This window comes from Paraburkholderia sp. J67 (genome assembly GCF_905220265.1).
Classification (GTDB): Bacteria; Pseudomonadota; Gammaproteobacteria; order Burkholderiales; family Burkholderiaceae; genus Paraburkholderia.
The window spans coordinates 1-23,712 of the sequence record NZ_CAJMZK010000046.1 but is presented as its reverse complement, the minus strand read 5'-3'; the positions used below and the strand labels follow the sequence as shown (position 1 = coordinate 23,712).

General features: G+C 64.8%; 18 protein-coding genes. 16 read left to right on the top strand and 2 right to left on the bottom strand.

Translation table 11 applies throughout. The features are described from left to right. Nucleotides 1-23: 23 nt before the first annotated feature. The 13 genes from U5782_RS39955 (at nt 24) to U5782_RS39895 (ending at nt 15,589) form a co-directional block, all read left to right on the top strand. Nucleotides 24-680 carry an SCP2 domain-containing protein gene (locus U5782_RS39955; protein WP_322049386.1) on the top strand — a complete coding sequence of 219 codons (657 nt, stop codon included), beginning with the start codon at nt 24-26 and terminating at the stop codon, nt 678-680. A gap of 3 nt (nt 681-683) precedes the next feature. Further along, the gene (gene ubiB, locus U5782_RS39950) at nt 684-2,267 is read left to right on the top strand and encodes a ubiquinone biosynthesis regulatory protein kinase UbiB (RefSeq protein ID WP_322049378.1); all 1,584 of its coding nucleotides are present in this window, start codon (nt 684-686) and stop codon (nt 2,265-2,267) included. A 53-nt stretch (nt 2,268-2,320) separates the two neighbouring features. Next, nucleotides 2,321-2,986 carry a methyltransferase domain-containing protein gene (locus tag U5782_RS39945; protein ID WP_322049377.1) on the top strand — a complete coding sequence of 222 codons (666 nt, stop codon included), beginning with the start codon at nt 2,321-2,323 and terminating at the stop codon, nt 2,984-2,986. 180 nt (nt 2,987-3,166) lie between these two features. Then, a complete protein-coding gene (locus tag U5782_RS39940) occupies nt 3,167-3,511 on the top strand; it encodes an FmdB family zinc ribbon protein (RefSeq protein ID WP_322049376.1) in 345 nt (114 codons plus the stop codon). Between the two features lie 78 nt (nt 3,512-3,589). Beyond that, nucleotides 3,590-4,219 (top strand): DUF502 domain-containing protein, encoded by a 630-nt coding sequence (locus tag U5782_RS39935; protein WP_322049375.1) that lies wholly within the window; start codon nt 3,590-3,592, stop codon nt 4,217-4,219. Between the two features lie 75 nt (nt 4,220-4,294). Continuing rightward, complete coding sequence (gene aspS, locus U5782_RS39930) at nt 4,295-6,100, top strand: aspartate--tRNA ligase (protein ID WP_322049374.1); 1,806 nt, start codon at nt 4,295-4,297, stop codon at nt 6,098-6,100. A gap of 145 nt (nt 6,101-6,245) precedes the next feature. After that, nucleotides 6,246-6,722, top strand: coding sequence for a dihydroneopterin triphosphate diphosphatase (nudB, locus tag U5782_RS39925; protein WP_322049373.1), 477 nt, complete (start codon nt 6,246-6,248; stop codon nt 6,720-6,722). Nucleotides 6,723-6,769: 47 nt separating this feature from the next. Then, nucleotides 6,770-8,137 (top strand): phospholipase D-like domain-containing protein, encoded by a 1,368-nt coding sequence (locus U5782_RS39920; RefSeq protein ID WP_415914498.1) that lies wholly within the window; start codon nt 6,770-6,772, stop codon nt 8,135-8,137. Between the two features lie 261 nt (nt 8,138-8,398). Beyond that, the gene (locus U5782_RS39915) at nt 8,399-8,998 is read left to right on the top strand and encodes a TetR/AcrR family transcriptional regulator (protein ID WP_322049372.1); all 600 of its coding nucleotides are present in this window, start codon (nt 8,399-8,401) and stop codon (nt 8,996-8,998) included. Between the two features lie 73 nt (nt 8,999-9,071). Continuing rightward, nucleotides 9,072-10,859, top strand: a complete 1,788-nt coding sequence (locus tag U5782_RS39910; protein ID WP_322049371.1) for an acyl-CoA dehydrogenase C-terminal domain-containing protein — start codon at nt 9,072-9,074, stop codon at nt 10,857-10,859. A gap of 166 nt (nt 10,860-11,025) precedes the next feature. Then, on the top strand, nt 11,026-13,467 hold the full coding sequence (locus tag U5782_RS39905) for a 3-hydroxyacyl-CoA dehydrogenase/enoyl-CoA hydratase family protein (RefSeq protein ID WP_322049370.1): 2,442 nt from the start codon (nt 11,026-11,028) through the stop codon (nt 13,465-13,467). A gap of 34 nt (nt 13,468-13,501) precedes the next feature. After that, nucleotides 13,502-14,701 carry an acetyl-CoA C-acyltransferase gene (locus U5782_RS39900; protein WP_322049369.1) on the top strand — a complete coding sequence of 400 codons (1,200 nt, stop codon included), beginning with the start codon at nt 13,502-13,504 and terminating at the stop codon, nt 14,699-14,701. 117 nt (nt 14,702-14,818) lie between these two features. Continuing rightward, nucleotides 14,819-15,589, top strand: coding sequence for an enoyl-CoA hydratase (locus U5782_RS39895; RefSeq protein ID WP_322049368.1), 771 nt, complete (start codon nt 14,819-14,821; stop codon nt 15,587-15,589). 10 nt (nt 15,590-15,599) lie between these two features. Here the strand turns inward: U5782_RS39895 and fdhD are convergent, their stop codons facing one another. Next, nucleotides 15,600-16,427 carry a formate dehydrogenase accessory sulfurtransferase FdhD gene (fdhD, locus tag U5782_RS39890; protein ID WP_322049385.1) on the bottom strand — a complete coding sequence of 276 codons (828 nt, stop codon included), beginning with the start codon at nt 16,425-16,427 and terminating at the stop codon, nt 15,600-15,602. Between the two features lie 215 nt (nt 16,428-16,642). Between fdhD and U5782_RS39885 the strand changes: the two genes are divergently transcribed. Together U5782_RS39885 and U5782_RS39880 are read left to right on the top strand one after the other, a co-directional pair. Then, nucleotides 16,643-17,125: a nitrate reductase associated protein gene (locus tag U5782_RS39885; protein ID WP_322049367.1), complete on the top strand. Its 483-nt coding sequence runs from the start codon at nt 16,643-16,645 to the stop codon at nt 17,123-17,125. A 235-nt stretch (nt 17,126-17,360) separates the two neighbouring features. After that, nucleotides 17,361-21,062 carry an EAL domain-containing protein gene (locus U5782_RS39880; RefSeq protein WP_322049366.1) on the top strand — a complete coding sequence of 1,234 codons (3,702 nt, stop codon included), beginning with the start codon at nt 17,361-17,363 and terminating at the stop codon, nt 21,060-21,062. Between the two features lie 46 nt (nt 21,063-21,108). Here the strand turns inward: U5782_RS39880 and U5782_RS39875 are convergent, their stop codons facing one another. Further along, a complete protein-coding gene (locus U5782_RS39875; protein ID WP_322049365.1) occupies nt 21,109-21,504 on the bottom strand; it encodes an acyl-CoA thioesterase in 396 nt (131 codons plus the stop codon). Nucleotides 21,505-21,759: 255 nt separating this feature from the next. On the opposite strand from U5782_RS39875, the gene U5782_RS39870 reads away from it, so the two are divergent. Beyond that, nucleotides 21,760-23,649, top strand: coding sequence for an ABC transporter ATP-binding protein/permease (locus U5782_RS39870; protein WP_322049364.1), 1,890 nt, complete (start codon nt 21,760-21,762; stop codon nt 23,647-23,649). Nucleotides 23,650-23,712 lie beyond the last annotated feature (63 nt).

Below are 23,712 nucleotides of genomic sequence, written 5' to 3'. Positions count from 1 at the left end.
GCGGGTTTTTTTATTTCATGCCGATGACTCTCGCCGCCAAGCCCTTCGCCGCTGCTGTCAATCACTTGCTCGCCCGCGAATCGTGGGCCCGCAATCGACTCGCTCCCTACGCCGGCAAGACGGCGCGTCTGTCCTGTCCGCCCGTCGTGCTCACGCTGCTCGTGCAACCCGACGGTTACCTCGCGGCAGTCGACGAAAACGATGCCGGGAATGCGGACGTCGCGCTCTCGCTGCCCGCCGGCGCGCTCTCCTCGTACGTGCAGGGCGGTCAGTCCGCCGTCATGAAGCACGTGAAGATCGAGGGCGATGCCGAGTTCGCGCAGATCATCGGCAAGCTTGCCGAGCACCTGCGCTGGGAGCCCGAGGAAGATCTCGCGAAGCTGGTGGGCGACGCGCCGGCCTCACGCATTGCGTCCTTCGCGCGCGCCGCGCACGAACAGGCGCTGCGCACGGGACGCAACGTACTCGGCTCAGTCACCGAATATCTGCTCGACGAAAATCCGCAGCTCGTGCGGCACGCCGAGCTCGACAGCTTCAACGTGGAGCTGTCCCGCGCGCGCGATGCGCTGGCGCGCGTCGAAAAGCGCATCGAGCGCCTTGAACAAAAATCACAAGCGAGCGGCGTGGGCAGGGACTCGACCCCGGTTTCACGCGGCCCGAGCCCGCTACAAGGCAATTAAGACATGCGTTTTCTGCGTTTCCTGAAGATTGTTTTTACGGTCATCCGCTTCGGTCTCGACGAAATGATGTTGAGCCGGATCAATGACCGACGCGTCAGACTGCTGCTGCGTATCACCACTATTGGCCGCAAATTCGACCAGCCGCCGGGCGTGCGCCTGCGGCTCGCGCTCGAAAGCCTGGGCCCCATTTTCGTGAAGTTCGGTCAGGTGCTCTCGACGCGTCGCGACCTGCTGCCGCTCGATATCGCCAACGAACTCGCCAAGCTCCAGGACCAGGTGCCGCCGTTCGAATCGCAGGTGGCCATCGACATCATCGAAAAATCGTTGGGCGCGCCGGTCGACACGCTGTTCGACGATTTCGAGCGCGTACCGGTGGCGAGCGCCTCGATCGCACAGGTGCACTTCGCCAAGGTCAAGTCCGGCCAGCATGCGGGCAAGGCCGTGGCCGTGAAGGTGCTGCGCCCGAACATGCGGCCCGTGATCGATTCGGATCTGCTGCTGCTGCGCGACATCGCCGTGTGGGCCGAACGCCTGTGGGCCGACGGCAAGCGCCTGAAGCCGCGCGAGGTGGTCGCCGAATTCGACAAATATCTGCACGACGAACTCGACCTGATGCGCGAGGCCGCGAACGGCAGCCAGCTGCGCCGCAATTTCGCGGGTCTCGATCTGCTGCTCGTGCCCGAGATGTACTGGGAATTCAGCACGGCCAACGTGTTGGTGATGGAACGCATGGTAGGCGTGCCGATCAGCCAGGTGGACCGGCTGCGCGCGGCGGGCGTCGATATTCCGAAGCTTGCGCGCGAAGGCGTGGAAATCTTCTTTACGCAGGTGTTCCGCGACGGTTTCTTTCACGCCGACATGCACCCCGGCAACATCCAGGTGAGCCTCGATCCCGCGCATTTCGGGCGCTATATCGCGCTCGATTTCGGCATCGTCGGGGCGCTGTCGGATTTCGACAAGAACTATCTCGCGCAGAACTTTCTCGCCTTCTTCAAGCGCGACTATCACCGTGTCGCAACGCTGCACATCGAGTCGGGCTGGGTGCCGGCCACCACGCGCGTCGAGGAACTGGAAAGCGCGATCCGCGCCGTCTGCGAGCCGTACTTCGATCGCGCGCTCAAGGACATTTCGCTCGGCCAGGTGCTGCTGCGCCTGTTCCAGACCTCGCGCCGCTTCAACGTGGAAATCCAGCCGCAGCTCGTGCTGTTGCAGAAGACCATGCTCAACGTGGAAGGGCTCGGGCGCTCGCTCGATCCCGAACTCGATCTCTGGAAGACGGCCAAGCCGTATCTGGAGCGCTGGATGACCGAGCAGATCGGCTTGCGCGGCTGGTACGAGCGCTTCAAGATCGAGGCGCCGCAGTGGAGCAAGACGCTGCCGCAGTTGCCGCGCCTCATTCATCAAGTGCTGCTGCACCGCCAGGACGCCACGCATCTCGCCAACGACGAGACGATCCGCCAGATCCTCGCTGAACAACGCCGCACCAACCGGATCCTGCAGGGTCTCGTGGTGTTCGGCGTAGCGGTGGGCGTGGGCATGGTCGCGGCGCGAATGTGGCTCACACTGGCTTACGGATACGGCGGCTGAGAGCGATCGGCGCGCGCGCCACGCGCACACGGATAAGGACAAGGAGTGAGACGATGAGCGACCCGACCCTTCCCGCGCAGCCGGGCCAACCGCCGGCCAGCGCGCCCGAATTCGATACCCGCGATCCGGCCGCACCCGCGTTCTGGGACGAGCGTTTCGAGCGCGGTTTCACGCCGTGGGATCAGGCGGGCGTGCTGCCGGCCTTCGAAGCGTTCGCCGCCGCTCATCACGACGCCGCCGTGCTGATTCCCGGCTGCGGCAACGCCTGGGAAGCACGCTGGCTGGCCGAACGCGGCCGCACGGTGCGCGCCATCGATTTCGCGCCATCGGCGGTCGAGCGGGCGCGCAAGGTGCTGGGCGACCACGCGAACGTGGTCGAGGAAGCCGACTTCTACACTTACGCGCCGCCTTTCACTCCGGCATGGATTTTCGAGCGTGCGTTCCTCTGCGCGCTGCCCAAGGCGCAACGCGCGGACTACGCGCGCCGCATGGCGGAGCTGCTCGCGCCGGGCGCGCTGCTCGCGGGCTATTACTTTATCGGCGAGACGCCCAAAGGGCCGCCGTTCGGCATCGCGCGCGCGGAGCTCGACGCCTTGCTCACGCCGTATTTCAACCTGATCGCCGATGAGCCCGTGGAAGGTTCGTTGCCTGTGTTTCTGGGCCGCGAACGCTGGCTCACGTGGCAGCGCAACGACGCGCCGGCCGCGCCAGGCGTCTGAAAGCACACGCCAACTCTTGATCGGGCACAAGCCGTCCCCAACTACGCGCGAGTGCCTTGCGTTCACCCCGGCCTGGCAAATCCCGGGCCAGGGAAATGTTTGCGGCTATAATTCAAGGCTTTGCAAGCATTTGTCAGGCTTTCATCCCCGACTTTCACCCGTTTCATCAGGAAAGAGATCATGCCGATCTACGCTTATCGCTGCGAGTCGTGCGGCTTCGAAAAGGACGCCCTGCAGAAGATCAGCGATGCGCCCCTGACGCAGTGCCCGAGCTGCGGTGCGGACGCATTTCGCAAGCAGGTCACCGCTGCCGGCTTCCAGCTCAAGGGCTCGGGCTGGTACGTCACCGATTTCCGCGGCGGCAATAGCGGCGGCGGTAACGGCACGAGCGCAGCGGCAGGCGCGAAGACCGACGGCGCATCGTCCGAGTCCAAGCCTGCAGCCGCCGAGAGCGCGCCCGCCGCAGCAGCACCCGCGAGCGCACCGGCAGCGTCTGCCGGCGCGAGCACGGCAGGCTCGACCTGAAACCCTGCGGCCCGGTTCCGGTTTTCCGGCACCAGGCCGCGCAAGCGCCGCGCTCCGCGCGGCCTGGATGGCGTGTACATGACGATCAAGAAAGCGACTTTCAAATCGGTATTCCTGACCGGCCTGCTGGTGCTGGTGCCGTTGGCCCTCACGCTGTGGGTCCTGAATCTCGTCATCGGCACGATGGACCAGACGCTGTTGCTGCTGCCGGAGTCGTGGCGGCCGTCGGTGCACCTGCCGGGCCTTGGCGCGGTGCTCACGCTGGCGTTCATCTTCGTGGTGGGCCTGCTCACCCACAATTTCATCGGCCAGAAGCTGGTGGAGTGGTGGAATGCGCTGGTGCGCCGCATCCCGATCATCGGTCCGCTGTATGGAAGCATCCAGCAGGTTTCCGATACACTGCTTTCCAGCAACGGCAATGCCTTTCGCAAGGCACTCCTGATCGAGTATCCGCGCAAGGGTTCATGGACCATCGCGTTCCTCACCGGCATTCCGGGCGGCGACGTGGTGAACCATCTGCAGGAAGATCACGTGAGCGTGTATGTGCCGACCACGCCCAATCCCACCTCGGGCTTTTTCCTGATGGTGCCGAAGAGCGAAGTCGTCGAACTCGACATGACGGTCGATGCCGCGCTCAAGTATATTGTTTCGATGGGCGTCGTCGCGCCAGCCGCGACCCCGCGACGCCCCATCGATCCCCCGCTTTAAATACCGGATGCCGCGTCGGGTGCCAAACGCGCGCGGGCTTCCCGTTTAATTTACGCATAACGAAAGACGAACATCATGTCGATGAGATCTGAATACTGCGGTCTGGTGACCGAACAGCTGCTGGGCCAAAACATTTCGCTGTGCGGTTGGGTGCAACGCCGCCGCGACCACGGCGGCGTCATCTTCATCGACCTGCGCGACCGCGAAGGCCTCGTCCAGGTCGTCTGCGATCCGGATCGCGCGGAGATGTTCAAGATCGCCGAAGGCGTGCGCAACGAATTCTGCGTCCAGGTGAAGGGCGTCGTTCGCAATCGTCCGGAAGGCACGGTCAACGCCAACCTGACGAGCGGCAAGATCGAAGTGCTGTGCCACGAACTCGTGGTGCTGAACGCGTCGGTCACGCCGCCGTTCCAGCTCGACGACGACAACCTCTCGGAAACCACGCGCCTCACGCATCGCGTGCTCGACCTGCGCCGTCCGCAGATGCAGCACAACCTGCGTCTGCGCTATCGCGTGACGATGGCCGTGCGCAAGTATCTCGACGCACTCGGCTTCATCGACATCGAAACGCCGATGCTCACCAAGAGCACCCCGGAAGGCGCACGCGACTACCTCGTGCCGTCGCGCGTCAACGCAGGCCAGTTCTTCGCGCTGCCGCAGTCGCCGCAGCTCTTCAAGCAGCTCTTGATGGTGGCGAACTTCGATCGCTACTACCAGATCGTCAAGTGCTTCCGCGACGAAGACCTGCGCGCTGACCGTCAGCCCGAATTCACGCAGATCGACTGCGAAACGTCGTTCCTCGGCGAACAGGAAATTCGTGACCTGTTCGAAGACATGGCACGTCACGTGTTCAAGGAAACGATGGATGTCGAGCTCGACGCCAAGTTCCCGGTCATGCCGTACTCGGAAGCCATGAGCCGCTTCGGTTCGGACAAGCCCGACCTGCGCGTGAAGCTCGAATTCACGGAACTGACGGATGTCGTCAAGGACGTGGACTTCAAGGTGTTCAGCACGCCGGCCAACAGCAAGGACGGCCGCGTTGCAGCGCTGCGCGTGCCGAAGGGCGGCGAACTCTCGCGCGGCGACATCGACGGCTACACGGAATTCGTGCGCATCTACGGCGCGAAGGGCCTCGCCTGGATCAAGGTCAACGAAGTCGCGAAGGGCCGTGACGGTCTGCAAAGCCCGATCGTCAAGAACCTGCACGACGCGTCGATCGCCGCGATCCTCGAGCGCACCGGCGCGCAAGACGGCGACATCATTTTCTTCGCAGCCGACCGCGCGAAGGTCGTGAACGACAGCCTGGGCGCACTGCGCCTGAAGATCGGCCATTCGGAGTTCGGCAAGAGCACGGGTCTGGTCGAGAAGGGCTGGAAGCCGCTGTGGGTGGTCGACTTCCCGATGTTCGAATACGACGAGGAAGAAAACCGCTTCGTGGCCGCGCACCACCCGTTCACGAGCCCGAAGGACGAGCACCTGGAATACCTGGAAACGGATCCGGCTCGCTGCCTCGCGAAGGCCTACGACATGGTGCTGAACGGCTGGGAAATCGGCGGCGGTTCGGTCCGTATCTATCAGGAAGAAGTGCAGAGCAAGGTGTTCCGCGCGCTCAAGATCAATGCGGAAGAAGCTCGTGCGAAGTTCGGCTTCCTGCTGGACGCGCTGCAATACGGCGCGCCGCCGCACGGCGGTATCGCATTCGGTCTGGACCGCATCGTCACGATGATGGCCGGCGCCGACTCGATCCGCGACGTGATCGCGTTCCCGAAGACGCAACGTGCGCAGGATCTGCTCACGCAGGCGCCGAGCCCGGTCGATGAGCGCCAGCTGAAGGAACTGCACATCCGTCTGCGTCAGCCCGAGCAGAAAGCGGCGCAGTAAGCGTCTGCGGCAGATGGCGCGCCCCGGCGCGTCGTCTTGCACGGCAACAACGAAAAAGGCGCATCGTGCGCCTTTTTCGCTTTTTGCGTTAAATTCCTGACAAGACCGTCGCATTGAGCACGGCGTCTCCACTCGTTCCCTCGCCATGCAGAAGCCGTCGAAGATCCCGGAATCCGTACTCGTCGTCATCCATACGCCGCAGCTCGAGGTGTTGATCATCGAGCGCGCCGACCGCGCCGGTTTCTGGCAGTCGGTCACGGGCTCGAAGGACCGGCTCGACGAGCCGTTTCTGGAAACCGCTGTGCGCGAGGTGGCGGAGGAGACCGGCATCGTCGTGGGCGCCGACGGCGTGCCGCCGCAGGCGCTGCGCGACTGGCAGCACGAGATCGAGTACGAGATCTATCCGGTCTGGCGTCACCGCTACGCGCCAGGCGTCACGCGCAACACGGAGCACTGGTTCAGCCTCGAAGTACCCGCTGGTACGCCCGTCACGCTCGCGCCGCGCGAACACACCGCGTATCTCTGGCTGCCTTTCGAGGAAGCAGCGGCGAAGTGCTTCTCGTCGTCCAACCGCGAGGCGATCCTGCAACTGCCCGCGCGTCTAGCCGGAGAGCGTGAGTGAGCGATACCCGCGCCGATCCCGAGACGGACCTCGAGCCGCGCCGCGTCATGCGGCTGCGCGAGGCGCTGCTTGGCCGGCGCTATCGTTCGCGCTATCGCTTCACGAGCGGCAACGACGTTCGCCTGTTCCACTCGGGCAACGGGCTCTTTGCGGCGATGATCGAACGCATCGACGCCGCGCAGCGCGATATCGCGCTCGAAACCTATATCTTTTGCAGTGACGCGATGGGGCAGGCCGTCTCCGAGGCGCTGCTGCGCGCGGCGCGCCGTGGCGTGCGCGTGCGCGTCATCACCGATGGCATCGGCAGCCCGCATCAAGCGATGTTCGATGCCTGGCCAGCCGCGGGCATCGAACATCGCGTCTACAACCCGCACATCTTCGGGCGCTTCGGCTTCTCGCGCACACATCGCAAGCTCGCCGTGATCGACGATCAGTTTGCCTATTGCGGCGGCATCAACGTGGTCGACGACATGGAGAACGATGGCAAGCCGCTGCCGTTCGCGCGCTGGGATTTCGCGGTTGAACTGGCTGGGCCCGTGGTCGTGGATGTGCGCGAGGCGATCGAGATGCAATGGCGGCGTATTCGGCTTGGCCATCGTCCGCCGCTCAAGGGCACGGGTTCGTCCGGCGGCCCGGTCGCGCTCTCGCCAGGCGTGCCCGCAAGCTCGGGATTTCTCGCGCCGCACCCGACCGGGCATACGGTGATGCAGCCCGCCAAGGCCGTCAACGAGGTGTTGCGCGAGTTGGCGCCTGTCGTGCGCACGGGAGGCGCGCAGCGCATCATCGCGCGGCTGCGCGCTCGTCTGCGCGCAGGCGTGCCCGATCCGCGCGCGGCACGCGTGCCCTGTGTGGCCTTTGTCGCGCGCGACAACGTCGTGAACCGGCGCGCCATCGAAAAGGCTTACCTCGACGCCATCGGCGAGGCGCGCAAGGAAGTGCTGCTCGCCAATCCGTATTTCATGCCGGGCCGCAGGCTACGCCGCGCGCTCGTGGAAGCGGCCGCGCGCGGCGTGACCGTCAAGCTTTTGATCGGACGAAAAGAGTTCAAGCTGCTCGACTACGGCACGCCGTTTCTCTATCACCAGTTGCTGAGCGCGGGTGTGGAGATTGCGGAGTACGAGAAGACCATGTTGCACGGCAAGGTGGCGGTGGTGGATTGCTCGTGGGGCACGGTCGGCTCGTCGAATCTCGATGCGTTGAGCCTCGTGCTCAACAACGAGGCCAACGTGCTGCTCGTGCTGCATCCGCAGATCCAGCAACTGCGCGACGAGATCCTGAGCGCTTTCGATGAATCCCCGCGGATCGACCGTGCGCGCTACGAAGCCCGTCCGTGGCACGTGCGCGCCGTGAACTGGCTCGCGTGGAACACCTATCGCGCCGCCATGAAATTGCTCACCGTGGGTGGGTACGACTAGCGCGAACGCCACTACGCAGCGCCCGGCCACAAGCCCCGCGCCTGCCACATGAAGCGCCCGGCGTGCAATCGAGAAATGTTCGCTTGTGCGCGCCGTACGATCCCTGAAAATTAGAGTACCGGTTAGAAATCGGTTTCTAATAAAGTCCTTGTTTCGCGGACGGCTGTCCTCAACAATAGTACGGCCGTTCGATTTAATTCAGGCCGAGATGCAAGCAGATCAAGCCAACATCACGGCCACATCGTCACGGTAAATAAAGCTATGCGTAAAGGCGAACAGACACGAGCCGCCATTCTGGATGCAGCACTCGACCTCGCGAGCCGGGACGGACTGGAAGGTCTCACCATCGGCTTGCTCGCCGAGCGCATGCAGATGAGCAAGAGCGGCGTCTTCGCGCACTTCGGTTCGCGCGAGGACCTGCAGGTCGAGGTGGTGCGCGAGTACCACCGCCGATTCGAGGAAGAAGTCTTCTTTCCGAGCTTGCGCGAACCTCGCGGTTTGCCACGTCTGCGTGCGATGCTGTCGCGATGGTTCGAGAAGCGCATTCACGAAGTCACGACCGGCTGCATTTACATCAGCGGCGCGGTCGAGTACGACGACCGCGCGGAAAGCCAGGTGCGCGAGCAACTGGTGGCGAGCGTGACGATGTGGCGTGCGGCACTGCTGCGAGCCATTTCGCAGGCGATTGAAGAAGGGCATCTGCGCCGTGACACCGATCCCGCGCTGATGCTGTTCGAACTGTATAGCGTGACACTCGGCCTGCATCATGATGGCCGCTTCCTGCATCTGCCGGACGCGGTCGACCATACGTGGGCCGCGTTCGAAAAACTGATTGTTTCGTACCAGACCGTGAGCCAGTAGCGACCGGGTGCGCCCAGCGTCGCGGTGAACGTAGCAGGTCCGAAACTCCAAGCTCTATCAAGGGAGAAAAAACATGGGACAGTACACCGCGCCGCTGCGCGACATGCAATTCGTGCTGCACGAACTGCTGAACGTGGAAGGCGAAGTCAAGCAGATGCCGAAGCACGCCGACCTCGACGCCGACACCATCAACCAGGTGCTGGAAGAGGCAGGCAAGTTCTGCTCGGAAGTGCTGTTTCCGCTGAACCAGGTCGGCGACCGTGAAGGCTGCACGTACGCCGGCGACGGCGTCGTCACCACGCCGACGGGCTTCAAGGAAGCCTACAAGCAATACGTGGAAGCCGGCTGGCCGGCACTGGGCTGCGATCCCGAATACGGTGGCCAGGGCCTGCCCGCGTTCGTGAACAACGCGCTCTACGAAATGCTCAACTCGGCGAACCAGGCGTGGACCATGTACCCGGGTCTCTCGCACGGCGCCTACGAGTGCGTGCATGCGCACGGCACGCCCGAACTCCAGAAGACCTATCTGCCGAAGCTCGTCGAAGGCGTGTGGACCGGCACGATGTGTCTGACCGAGCCGCATTGCGGCACTGACCTCGGCATCCTGCGCACCAAGGCCGAGCCGAACAGCGACGGCTCCTACGCCATCTCCGGCACGAAGATCTTCATCTCGAGCGGTGAGCACGACATGGCGGAGAACATCGTCCACCTCGTGCTCGCGCGCCTGCCGGATGCGCCTCAAGGCACCAAGGGCATTTCGCTCTTCATCGTGCCGAAGTTCATCCCGACGGCTGCCGGCGAACCGGGCGAGCGCAACGGCATCAAGTGCGGCTCGATCGAGCACAAGATGGGCATTCACGGCAATTCCACCTGCGTGATGAACCTCGACGGCGCGACGGGTTGGCTTGTCGGCGAGCCGAACAAGGGCTTGAACGCCATGTTCGTGATGATGAACGCCGCGCGTCTGGGCGTGGGCATGCAGGGTCTCGGCCTCACCGAAGTCGCCTACCAGAACTCGCTGGTCTACGCGAAGGAGCGTCTGCAGATGCGCTCGCTGACCGGCCCGAAGGCCCCTGAAAAGGCCGCCGACCCGATCATCGTGCATCCGGACGTGCGCCGCATGCTGCTCACGCAGAAGGCCTGGGCCGAAGGCGCGCGCGCCTTTACGTATTGGGCCGCGCTGCAGATCGACAAGGAACTCTCGCACGGCGACGAAGCCGAGCGCAAGGAAGCGGCGGATCTCGTCGCGCTGCTCACGCCGATCATCAAGGCCTTCCTCACCGATAACGCGTTCGAGAGCACCAACCTCGGCATGCAGGTGTACGGCGGCCACGGCTTCATCGCCGAATGGGGCATGGAGCAGTACGTGCGCGACGCGCGCATCAACCAGATCTACGAAGGCACCAACACGATCCAGTCGCTCGACCTGCTGGGCCGCAAAGTGCTGGGCGACATGGGCGCGAAGCTCAAGAAGTTCGGCAAGCTCGTGACGGATTTCGTCGAAGCCGAAGGCATCAAGACGGAGATGCAGGAATTCGTGAATCCGCTCGCCGATATCGGCGACAAGGTGCAGAAGCTCACGATGGAAATCGGCATGAAGGCGATGCAGAACCCCGACGAAGTGGGCGCGGCCGCAGTGCCGTATCTGCGTACGGCGGGCCACCTCGTGTTCGCGTACTTCTGGGCACGCATGGCGCGCATCGCGCTCGACAAGGAAAGCTCGGGCGATCCGTTCTACAAGTCGAAGCTGGCCACCGCGCGCTTCTACTTCGCGAAGCTGCTGCCCGAAACGGCGACCTCGATCCGCCAGGCACGCGCCGGCTCGAAGACGCTGATGGAAGTCGACGAAGCGCTGTTCTAAGCGTGACACGCGGTGCGCGCATGATTTAGCGCGCGCACCGCGTCGCATCGCATCACCGAATCTCTCAAGCGGCGCACCGGCCAGAACAACGACACGCCGGTTCGCGCTGCGAAACCTGTCCGCATCCCGCATCCGCTCGACATTGCATATCCGCTGGAGGAACAACGTGAGCAATCTCAATATTCGCAAGGTCGCCGTGCTCGGCGCCGGCGTGATGGGCGCGCAGATCGCCGCGCACCTGATCAACGCCCGCGTACCCGTGCTGCTGTTCGATCTGCCCGCGAAGGAAGGTCCGAAGAACGCCATCGCGCTCAAGGCGATCGAGACGCTGAAGAAGCTCTCGCCTGCGCCGTTCGGTGTGAAGGACGACGCGCAGTACATCACGCCCGCGAACTACGAAGACGACATCGCCAAGTTGGCGGAATGCGACGTGGTGATCGAGGCGATCGCCGAGCGCATGGACTGGAAGCACGACCTCTACAAGAAGGTCGCGCCGCACCTCGCACCGAACGCGATCTTCGCGTCCAACACCTCGGGCCTGTCGATCACGGAACTGTCGCAAGGTTTCGACGACAACCTCAAGGCGCGCTTCTGCGGCGTGCACTTCTTTAACCCGCCGCGCTACATGCACCTGGTCGAACTGATCCCGACCACGCACACGAAGCCCGAAATTCTCGACCAGCTCGAATCGTTCCTCACGAGCGTCGTCGGCAAGGGCGTGGTGCGCGCGAAGGATACGCCGAACTTCATCGCGAACCGCGTCGGCATCTTCTCGATCCTCGCGGTGATTACCGAGGCGAAGAAGTTCGGCCTGCGTTTCGATGAAGTCGACGACCTGACGGGCAGCCGTCTGGGCCGCGCGAAATCGGCAACGTTCCGGACTGCTGACGTTGTCGGCCTCGACACGATGGCGCACGTCATCAAAACGATGCAGGACAACCTCAAGGACGATCCGTTCTTCGCGGTCTACGAGACGCCGGCTGTGCTGGCCGCGCTGGTGGCCAAGGGCGCGCTCGGCCAGAAGACGGGCGGCGGCTTCTATCGCAAGGAAGGCAAGGCGATCAAGGTGCTCGACGGCAACACCGGCGAGTACGTGGACGGTGGCGCGAAGGCCGACGAACTCGTGGGCCGCATCCTCAAGCGCCCGCCGGCAGAGCGTCTGAAGCTGCTGCGCGAATCGCAGCATCCGCAGGCGCAGTTCCTGTGGGCGATCTTCCGCGATGTGTTCCATTACATCGGCGTGCATCTGGAGTCGATCGCCGATAACGCGCGCGACGTCGACCTCGCGATTCGCTGGGGCTTCGGCTGGAACGAAGGTCCGTTCGAAGGCTGGCAGGCCGCGGGCTGGAAGCAGGTCGCCGAGTGGGTGAAGGAAGACATCGACGCAGGCAAGACGCTGTCGAGCGCACCGCTGCCCGCCTGGGTGCTGGAAGGCCCGGTCGCGGCGAACGGCGGCGTGCATGGCGCGGACGGCTCGTGGTCGCCGGCTGAAGCGCGCTTCGTGCCGCGCTCGAATCTGCCGGTCTATGAGCGTCAGGTGTTCCGCGCGGCGCTGTTCGGCGAATCGAATGCGCGCGATCCGAAGACCTACGGCAAGACGCTGTTCGAGAACGAGCATCTGCGCGCGTGGGTCGACGACCGCGCGGGCGAGGACGACGTCGTCATCGTCTCGTACAAGAGCAAGATGAACACGATGGGCCCGGGCGTGCTGGATTCGCTCGCGAAGGCCATCGATATCGCGGAAGACGGCTACAAGGGCGTCGTGATCTGGCAACCGACGTCGCTCAAGCTCGGCGCGCCGGGCGGCCCGTTCTCGGCCGGTGCGAACCTCGAAGAAGCCATGCCTGCGTTCATGATGGGCGGCGCGAAGGGCATCGAGCCGTTCGTGAAGAAGTTCCAGGACACGATGATGCGCGTGAAGTACGCGAACGTCCCGGTCGTGGCGGCGGTGTCGGGCATCGCGCTCGGCGGCGGTTGCGAAATCATGCTGCACAGCGCCAAGCGCGTAGCGCACATCGAAAGCTATGTCGGCCTCGTGGAAGTGGGCGTGGGCCTGGTGCCGGCGGGCGGTGGCCTGAAGGAAGCGGCGCTGCGCGCAGCCGACGCGGCGGCGCAGATCGGCGCGGTGCCCAGCGACCTGCTGCGTTTCCTGCAAAAGTCGTTCGAAAACGCGGCGATGGCGAAGGTCTCGGGCTCGGCGCTCGAAGCCCGCACGATGGGCTATCTGAAGCCGTCGGACACGATCGTCTTCAACGTGTTCGAACTGCTCGACACGGCGAAGAAGGAAGCGCGTGCATTGAGCGCTGCCGGTTATCGTGCGCCGCTGCGTGCGAAGCAGATTCCGGTCGCGGGGCGCTCGGCGATCTCGACCATCAAGGCGTCGCTCGTCAACATGCGCGATGGCCGCTTCATCAGCGACCACGATTACCTGATCGCGGGCCGCATCGCGGAAGCGGTGTGCGGCGGCGACGTCGAGGCGGGCAGCCTCGTCGACGAGGAATGGCTGCTCACGCTCGAGCGCCGTGCTTTCGTCGACCTGCTCGGCACGCAAAAGACGCAGGAACGCATCATGGGCATGCTGCAAACCGGCAAGCCGGTGCGCAACTAAGCGGCACGACGCCTACCAGATACTGGAGTTACAGATGAGCAAACAGTTGCAGGACGCATACATCGTCGCCGCGAGCCGCACGCCCATCGGCAAGGCGCCGCGCGGCGTGTTCAAGAACACCCGCCCGGACGAGCTGCTGGTCCACGCGATCAAGTCGGCCGTCGCGCAGGTGCCGGGCCTCGACACGAGCGTGATCGAAGACGCCATCATTGGCTGCGCGATTCCCGAAGCGGAGCAGGGTCTGAATGTGGCGCGTATCGGCGCGCTGCTCGCGGGTCTGCCGCAAAGCGTGGGCGGAGTGACCGTCAACCGCTTCTGCGCCTCGGGTCTCACGGCGCTCGCGATGGCCGCCGACCGTATCCGCGTGGGCGAATCCGACGCGATGATCGCGGGCGGCTGCGAATCGATGAGCATGGTGCCGATGATGGGCAACAAGCCGTCGCTCTCGCCGCATATCTTCGATCGCAATGAAGACGTTGGCATTGCTTACGGTATGGGCCTGACCGCCGAGAAAGTGGCGGAGCGCTGGAAGGTGAGCCGCGAGGCGCAGGACGCGTTCTCGGTGGAATCGCATCGCCGCGCGCTGGCCGCGCAACTGGCGGGCGAGTTCAAGGACGAAATCGCACCGTACACGATCGTCGAGCGTTTCCCCGATCTCGCCACGGGCGAAGTCAAGGTGAAGGAACGTTTGATCGAGCTGGACGAAGGCCCGCGCGCCGACACCACGCTCGAAGGTCTCGCGAAGCTGCGCGCGGTGTTCGCGAACAAGGGCTCGGTCACGGCGGGCAACAGCTCGCAGACTTCGGATGGCGCGGGTGCGCTGATCGTGGTCTCCGAGAAGATCCTCAAGCAGTTCAACCTCACGCCGCTCGCGCGTTTCGTGAGCTTCGCCGTGCGCGGCGTGCCGCCGGAAATCATGGGCATCGGCCCGAAGGAAGCGATTCCGGCTGCGCTGAAGGCCGCGGGCCTGAAGCAGGACGATCTCGACTGGATCGAACTGAACGAGGCGTTCGCCGCGCAGTCGCTGGCGGTGATCCAGGACCTGGGTCTCGACCCGTCGAAGATCAATCCGTTGGGCGGCGCGATTGCGCTGGGTCACCCGCTCGGTGCGACGGGCGCGATCCGCGCTTCGACGGTCGTGCACGGCCTGCGCCGCCGCAACTACAAGTACGGCATGGTGACGATGTGCGTGGGTACCGGTATGGGCGCTGCGGGCATCATCGAGCGTCTGTAAGCGGTTCACGCTCTAGTGCATAAGACACACGGTTCGCAGGCTTCACGGTCTGCGAACCGTTTTTCATATCCGGCAGGTGGGTGAGGTTTGCCAGCCTCGCATCGTGGAGACACTTACATGAGCAACGAAATCCTCGTCGCACGCGAAAACGGCGTGCTGACGATCACCATCAACCGCCCCGAGCGCAAGAATGCGCTCACGCCCGCGATGTATCAGGCGATGCGCGACGCGCTCGCCTCGGCGCAGGAGGACGGCACCGTGCGCGCTGTGCTGCTGCGCGGCCACGCCGAAATCTTCACGGCGGGCAACGACATCGAGGACTTCCTCAAGAACCCGCCCACCGGCGGCGATTCGCCCGTGATGCAGTTCCTGCACACCATCGCGACCTTCGAGAAGCCGCTGGTTGCCCAGGTGGCGGGCGCGGCCGTTGGCGTCGGCACGACGCTGCTGCTGCATTGCGACCTGGTCTATGCCGCCGATACGGCGCGTTTCGCCATGCCGTTCGCGCAACTGGGCCTGTGCCCGGAGGCCGCTTCGTCGCTGCTGCTGCCGCGTATCGCGGGCTATCAGGGCGCGGCGGAAAAGCTGCTGCTCGGCGAGACCTTCGATGCGGCCGAAGCGCATCGCCTGGGCTTCGTGAATCGCATCGTGGCGGCCGCGGAACTGGAAGCGTTCGTCGCCGCGCAACTGGCGAAGCTGGTGGCGCTGCCCGCGTCGTCGCTGCGCGCGACCAAGTCGCTCATGAAGCGCGCGAGCGAGCACGAGATCAAGACGCAGATGAGCGAGGAGTCCGTGCACTTCGGCAAGATGTTGCTCGCGCCCGAAGCGCGCGAGGCGTTCACGGCCTTCCTGCAAAAGCGCAAGCCGGATTTCCGGCAGTTCGACTGAGGCGCTTTAGCTAGTCCGTAGCCGAGGCCGTGTCGTAATCGACGAAACCGGACTCGCGGCAAAAGCTCACGAGCCGCAGTCCGGCGCGCTTCGCGATGGTCACCGCGAGCGACGAGGGCGCCGAGATCGTCGCGACCATCGGCATGCCCACTCGAGCGGCCTTGCGCACCAGCTCGTAGCTCGCGCGGCTGGAGAGAAAGACGAAACCTTGTTGCGTATCGGCGCGCTCGATCACCAGTTGGCCGATGAGCTTGTCGAGCGCGTTGTGGCGGCCTACGTCCTCGAAGGCGCGCAGGATCGCGCCATCGGCGTCGCACCATGCGGCCGCATGCAGGCCGCCGGTGAGTTTGGTGAGCGCCTGATGCTGCGGCAGTTCGCGCGCGGCGCGGGCGATGGCATCCGGCGCGAGACGCGCGAGAAAGCCCGTGTCGGGCACGATTTCAGGTTCGAGGTCGAGCAGGTCGATGCTCTCGATGCCGCACACGCCGCAGCCGCTGCGCCCGGCCAGCGCCCGGCGCTTTTCCTTCAGTTCGACGAAGGCTTGCTGCACGACCGTGAGGTGGACTTCGGCGTGCGGAATGTCGGCGTCGGCCTGCCAGAACACTTCGATGTCCTGGATGTCGGCATTGCGCCCGACGATGCCTTCCGAAATCGCGAAACCTACCGCGAACGCTTCCAGATCGCGCGGCGTGCACATCATCACCGCGTGCGAAATGCCGTTGAAGACCAGCGCGACCGGCCATTCCTGGCCGACGTGATCAGCGCGCGTTTCCACGCTCTCGCCGCGATGCCGGTGCACGCGTAACTCAATGGCGCCGGGCTGGCCTTCGCTTGCCAGAGGATTGGGAGCGGGGGATAGGGCCGGTTGCGAAGCGTTTTGCGTCGCGGAATGCGGGGAATTCAAGCGGGGTACTCCAGTGATCCTTGTGCGGCGCGGCAGACGGGACGATGGCCATAGGGGCTGAACCCGGCTGAACCCGGCGCGGAAGGTTCTAAAATACCTCAAGCGGGCCTCTTTCGCTCACCCCGGCCCGCTTCGCGAGGATTACCGCCATGGCATTGACCGAAGCTCCGCTCCTGTTCCAGTACGAGGTCGCCTCGTCCGAGGACCTCACCTTCATCCCCATGTGCGTGCGCTTCAACCTGGATCGTTTCGGGCTGCGCATCTCGCTGGCGCAGTGGCAGTTGCTGCCTTACGAGGATCGCCGGCTGCTCGCGCGCTTTCCCGTGGACGAGGACACCGAGATCGAGCCGAATTTCGATCACGCGCTGTTCGAGATGTTGCGCACGCATGCCAACGTCGAGCCCGAATGGTTCTCGCCCGACGAAACTCCCGCATGGCGCGACGTGAACACGGTGCCCAACGGCATCGCCAACCAGGCGATGCTCGCAAAACTGTGCTCGCCGGGCGTCGAGGAGTGGGCGCAGCTCGCGCCGTTCCAGCGTTACGTGCTGACCAAGCTCGCACGCAAATCCGAGGCCAACCATGACTTCGTGCCGGCCATGCAGGAATTCGGGCTGGCCGTGCCGCGTTGAGTCTCGCCGGGGCACCGGCGCCTTGCCGGGCCTTCCATCAGGCTGCCAGCGGGCCACGCGCTAGAGCGCGCCCCCTAAACTCGCGTCGCGATCGCGAAAATTCGCGCATCCCCCTCAAGCCTTGACTTGAGTTGCCGTTATCCGGAATGGCGCATGGCGCGCCAGCCTGTTGCGCGCAGGTCGTTAGCAGTCATCCCATGCCCGCCCTACGGCGACGAATGACGTTCCGGCATCCATGAAACTTCAATTTTCGAAGCGGCACCTCATCAACCTCGTGGTGGTGGTGGCTGCCGTGGGCGCAAACGCTTTCGTGGCATGGACGCAGATCGGCGGGCAACGCGAGATCGACCAGCGGGCCGCGCAGGCCGCGCGCGTGCGCCACGATCTGGACCATTTTCGTGACGTGCTGGGCGCGGGGCTCGCCGCGCTGGGCCGCTTCGGTTCGAATGGCGAGGCCGAACCCGCCGACGCCAGCGAAGCGCGCGCCGCCGAACTCGACGATACCGCCCAGGCCTTGCACGCCGAACTCGCGGGCGACCCCGCGCTGGCGCGACGCTTCGACACCGTGGCGACCGAGGCGATGCTGCTCGCGCGCGAGATCGACGAGACCCTGGCGCGTGCAGAACAGCGTGTCGCCGATGCGCGTGTGCAGGCGAGTGCGCAGGCGGCGGCTTCTGCGGCCGTTGCTGTGCCTGCCAGTGGGCCGTTGGGCGCTGCCGCTTCACAAGCCGCGGTTCAGGTCGCTCCGGCACCGAATAACAACGCCGCGCCGACTCGCGCCGCCCAGCGCGGCAAATTCACCGGCGTAGCGGCGCATCTGGGCGCGAACAAGCACGGCCACGCGAGCGTGGCTGCGAAGGCGCATCCGCACGATCTTTCGTCACCGTATTCAGCCAGTTCGGGGGCGCAACAGGCGTCTCAAAGCCTCGCGCAGCCTTACGCGAGCGCCAATGCCGTTGCTTCGCCGCAGGTGAGCGCGCATAGCCTGGCGCAGCCGTACGCCTCGACGCCGGGCGCGGGTGCGGCGAACCTGGCCGCGCCGTATGCGAACCCTTCCGCGCCAGCGACCGCCAAGGCGGGCTCGCTTGCCGAGCCTTATGCCGCAGCCGCTGGGTCGGACGCTGCACCTGGCACGTCGGTGCTTGCCGCAGCCGCGCCGGCCAGCGCCCCGGAGGCGCAAACCACCGATGCGCCCAACGCCCCGCTCATCGGCACCGCTGGATGGGTCGCGCACGAATACATCCGGCTCGACACGCGCGTCGATGGTGTCGAGGCCAAACTCTCGGCGCTGGAGGGCGAGCAGGACCTCGCGCTGGCCGCCGCGCTGGCCGAATCCACCCGCGCGGGCAGCCGCGCCTCGATCCTGCTGATCGTGACGATGCTCGCGGGTGCGACGCTGCTGATCTACACCTTCGGCGTGCGCGAGAACGCCGCGCGCGAAAAGCTGCGCGCGCTCGCCGGCATGCGCACGCGCAACGAGCGCTTCCAGGGCCTGTTCGACGCCCATCCGGTGCCGATGTACGTGTTCGATCGCGAGACGATGCGCTTTCTCGCCGTCAATGCGGCGGCGATCCAGCAGTACGGCTACACCGAGGAAGAATTCCTCGACATGACGATCCGCGAGATCCGCCCGACCGAGGACGTCTCGCGCCTCGAGCAGCACCTCACGCGCTCGGACACGCTCACGCCCAACGTGCGCACGATGGCCGGCATCTGGCACCACCTGCGTCGCGACGGCTCGCTCGTCAGCGTCGACATTTCGCACCACGCGCTCACCTTCATGGGCCGCGCCGCCGTGTTCGTGCTCGCCGACGACGTCACCGAGCAGATCAAGGCCGAAGTCGAGGCGCAGCGCTCCAACCAGATGCTCGAAACGGTGATCGACAACATCCCGCAGCGCATCTACTGGAAGGACGCGCAGTCGCGCTATCTCGGCTGCAACATGACCTTCGCGCGCGACGCGGGGCTCTCGTATCCCGAGCAGATCGTCGGCCGCACCGACGACGATCTGCCGTGGCGCGCCTACGCGGGCAACATGCGCGAGCAGGACCGCGAGGTGATCGTGGCCGGCCTGCCGCGCCTGAACTACGAAGAAGATCTGACCATCGACGGCCTGCACCGCACGACGATCACGAGCAAGCTGCCGCTGCTCGACGGCGACGGCCGCGTGATGGGCGTGCTAGGCACCTATTCGGACACCACCGAAAGCAAGCGCGCCGACCTCGCGCTGCGCTTGCAGAGCCGCGCGCTCGACGCCTGCGTCAACGCGATTCTGATCACCGGGCCGGGCCCGGGCGGCAGCAATCTGATCGAGTACGCGAATCCGGCGTTCCGCCGCATCACCGGCTACGATCCCGCCGAGGTGATCGGCCAGGACTGCCGTCTGCTGCAGCGCGACGACCGCGATCAGGACGGGCTCGTGGCGATCCGTCAGGCGCTGCTCGGCAATCGCGAGGTGAGCGCCGTGCTGCGCAACTATCGCAAGGACGGCGCGCTGTTCTGGAATCAACTGCTGATTGCGCCGGTGCCCGATCTCGACGGCCACATTACGCACCACATCGGCATCATCAACGACGTGACCGAGTTGATCCGCTATCAGGAGCAGCTCGAATATCAGGCCAATTACGACAGCCTCACGCTGCTGCCCAACCGCAACCTGCTGCGTGACCGGCTGCAACAGGCGCTGGTCGGGGCGCAGCGGCACGCGCGCGGTGTCGCCGTGGTCTTTATCGATCTGGACGGCTTCAAGAACGTCAACGACAGCCTGGGACACAGCGTGGGCGACCGGCTGCTGGGCGTGGTGGCCGAACGACTCACGCGCTGCACGCGCACGAGCGATACGGTGGCACGTCATGGCGGCGACGAGTTCGTGATCGTGCTCACCGACACCATCGACGAAAAATCGCTGATCGGCTGGATGGAGCGCGCGCGCCAGATGATCTCGGAGCCGGTGCTGCTCGACGGCACCGAGCTGTACGTGGGTTGCAGCATGGGCGCGAGCGTCTTCCCGCAGGACGGCAACGACGCCGAGACGCTGCTCAAGAAGGCCGACGTCGCGATGTACCGCGCCAAGGAACTGGGCCGCAACACCTTCCAGTTCTATCAGCCGGAGATGAATGCTAGCGCGGGCGCGCGCATGAATCTGGAGCGGCGACTGCGCCGCGCGCTGCGCGACAACGAGTTCCTGCTGCACTACCAGCCGCAGGTGGAGATCGAGAGCGGGCGCATCGTCGGCATGGAGGCGCTGGTGCGCTGGCTCGACCCGGAGGCGGGGCTCGTGTCGCCGTCGCAGTTCATTCCCATCGCGGAGGAAAGCGGGCTGATCGGGCCGCTCTCGGACTGGGTGCTGCGCGAGGCGTGCCGCCAGAACCGCGCGTGGCAGGACGCCGGGCTGCCGCCGGTGCGCGTGTCGGTGAATCTGTCCGCCAAGACGTTCCATCAGCGCGACATCGCGCAACTGGTGAGCGACGTGCTGCGCGAGACAGGCCTCGACCCGTGCTGGCTCGAAGTCGAACTCACCGAAAGCACGCTGATGCGCAACACGGAAGAGGCGGTGTCGATGCTCAACGCGCTGCACGAACAGGGCGTGGGGATTGCCATCGACGACTTCGGCACCGGGTATTCGAGTCTGAGCTATCTGAAGCGCCTGCCGGTGGACCGGCTCAAGATCGACCGCTCGTTCGTGGCGGACATCGGCACCAGCACCGACGACGAGACCATCACGGCGGCCATCATCGCGCTCGCGCATGAGCTGCGCTTGCAGGTGATCGCTGAAGGGGTGGAGACGTCACAGCAGTTCGCGTTCTTGCGCGAGCGAGCGTGCGACGAGTTGCAGGGCTATTTCTTCGCGCCGCCGCTGCCGGGGCCGGAAGTGGCCGCGCTGCTCTCGGCGAGCGCGGCCTACGAAGAGGGCGCGGGCCTCGCCTGGGCGCATTGAGCGCGGATCGAGGCGCGGGGCGTGGACCCGCGCGCCCTGGTGGCGCTTATTCGACTGGCGGCAGTGCGCGCGGACGACGATCGGTGCCGGTCGCCACGTAGGTGAGTGTCGCTTCGGTGACCTTGACGACTTCCTCGGCGAGGCGCATGCGCTGGGCGTACACCTCGACCTCGACGGTCACCGAGGTCGTGCCGGTCTTGACGATATCGGCGTAGAAGCTCAGCAGGTCGCCGACGAACACCGGCTGCTTGAACAGGAACGAATTGACCGCGACGGTGGCGACACGGCCATTGGCGCGGCGGCTTGCCGGAATCGAGCCGGCGATGTCCACTTGCGACATGATCCAGCCGCCGAACACGTCGCCGTGGACATTGGCGTCCGAGGGCTGCGGCACGACGCGCAGCGCGGGCGACTTCTGGGGAAGCGGATAAGAGTCGGTCATCGGGAGTCCGTGAAAAGGGCGGGAGTGATGGGGCCGCCTGGGTGGGGCCGCCTAAGGCGCCCTCAGCGGCGCTTGGCGCCTTCTGCGACAATACTGTGATCAGGAATTGTACGGGAAAGCGTCATGCGCGGCGGGTCGGCCCAACGGCCAGACCGCTGGAATAGACGCCTGCGCCTAACCCGTCTCAAGCGTCCCCAACCTCTCGCCGTGTCGCGCGTTTGAATGCGTGTGGCACGACCGGCACGTCTATCGCCCATGCGCCGCTTTCCCGCTTCCAACGAACCCGCGCTGCCCGCCACCGGGCCGCGCAACGACTGGCAGACCATCGTCTCGCTGCTGCCGTATCTCACCGCGTACAAATGGCGCGTCGCATTTGCGCTGACCTGCCTGATCGGCGCGAAAGTCGCCAATCTGGGCGTGCCGATCGTGATGAAACACATCGTCGATGGACTTGCGCCGGTGCGGCATCTCACGGCTCTGGGCCGCGCGGAGCACGCGCCCGGCATCGTGCTGATTGGCGGCGTGGGCCTGCTCGTGGTGGCCTACGCGGTGGTGCGGCTCTCGACCTCGCTTTTCACCGAGCTGCGCGAAATCCTTTTTTCGAAGGTGACGGAAAGCGCTGTGCGCCAGCTTGCGCTCAAGGTGTTCCGCCATCTGCATGCGCTTTCGCTGCGTTTTCACCTCGATCGCCAGACGGGCGGCATGTCGCGCGACATCGAACGCGGCACGCGTGGCATCACGCAACTGATCTCTTACTCGCTCTACAGCATCCTGCCGACGCTCGTCGAAGTAGGTCTCGTGCTGGGCTTTTTCACGGTCAAGTACGAGGCTTATTACGCGATCGTCACGCTGGTGGCGCTGGCTGCGTACATCGTTTTCACCGTGAAGGTGACTGAATGGCGCACGCACTATCGGCGCACGATGAACGAGCTGGATTCGCGGGCCAATTCGCGCGCGATCGATTCGCTGCTCAACTACGAAACGGTGAAGTACTTCGGCAACGAAGAGTGGGAAACGCAGCGCTACGACGAAAACCTGCATCGCTATCGCGCGGCGGCGATCAAGTCGCAGCGTTCGCTTTCCGCGCTGAACTTTGGGCAGCAGGCGATTATCGGCACGGGCCTCGTGTTTATCCTCTGGCGCGCGACGCACGGCGTGATGGCGGGCAAGCTCACGCTCGGCGATCTGGTGCTCATCAACACGTTCATGTTGCAGCTCTACATTCCGCTGAATTTTCTGGGCGTGGTGTATCGCGAACTCAAGCAGAGCCTCACCGACATGGATCGCATGTTCACGCTCCTGACCGTCGCGAGAGAGGTGCCCGACGCGCCAGATGCGCCTGCGCTTGCCGTGCGCGGCGGCGAGGTGCGCTTCGAGCGCGTGAACTTCGGTTATGAGCCGGCGCGGCAGATTCTGCACGATGTGAGTTTCACCATCGCTGCCGGGACCACGACGGCCGTGGTGGGGCATAGCGGATCGGGCAAGTCGACGCTCGCGCGGCTGATGTTCCGCTTCTACGATCTCGAGCGCGGTGCGGGTGGGGCGATCACCATCGACGGGCAGGATATTCGCGATGTGACGCAGGATACGCTGCGCGCGTCTATTGGCATCGTGCCGCAGGATACGGTGCTGTTTAACGATTCGATCTATTACAACATCGCCTATGGGCGGCCTGCGGCTAGCCGTGAGGAAGTGATCGCGGCTGCGCGCGCGGCGCATATTCATGCGTTTATCGAGAGTTTGCCGAAGGGGTATGAGACGGCCGTGGGCGAGCGTGGCCTGAAGCTCTCAGGCGGCGAGAAGCAGCGCGTGGCAATCGCGCGGACCTTGCTCAAGAATCCGCCTGTTCTGCTTTTCGATGAGGCGACTTCAGCGCTCGATTCGCGGTCGGAGCGGGCTATTCAGCATGAGCTCGATTTGATCGCGCGGGAGCGGACTACGCTCGTTATTGCGCATCGGCTGTCGACGGTGGTGCATGCGCAGCAGATTATCGTTATGGATCACGGGCGGATTGTCGAGCGTGGTACGCACTCCGAACTTTTGAATGCCCAAGGGCATTATGCGCAGATGTGGGCTTTGCAGCAGCAACGGGCTGATGCATTGCCGGATGTGGCCGTTGGCGAGTCTGTGCGTGGGCATTCTTAAGGATTTGGCCTTTCCTTGTTTTGTTGTCGGTCTATTAGCGTTGCCCCTGTGCGGGGCGGCACC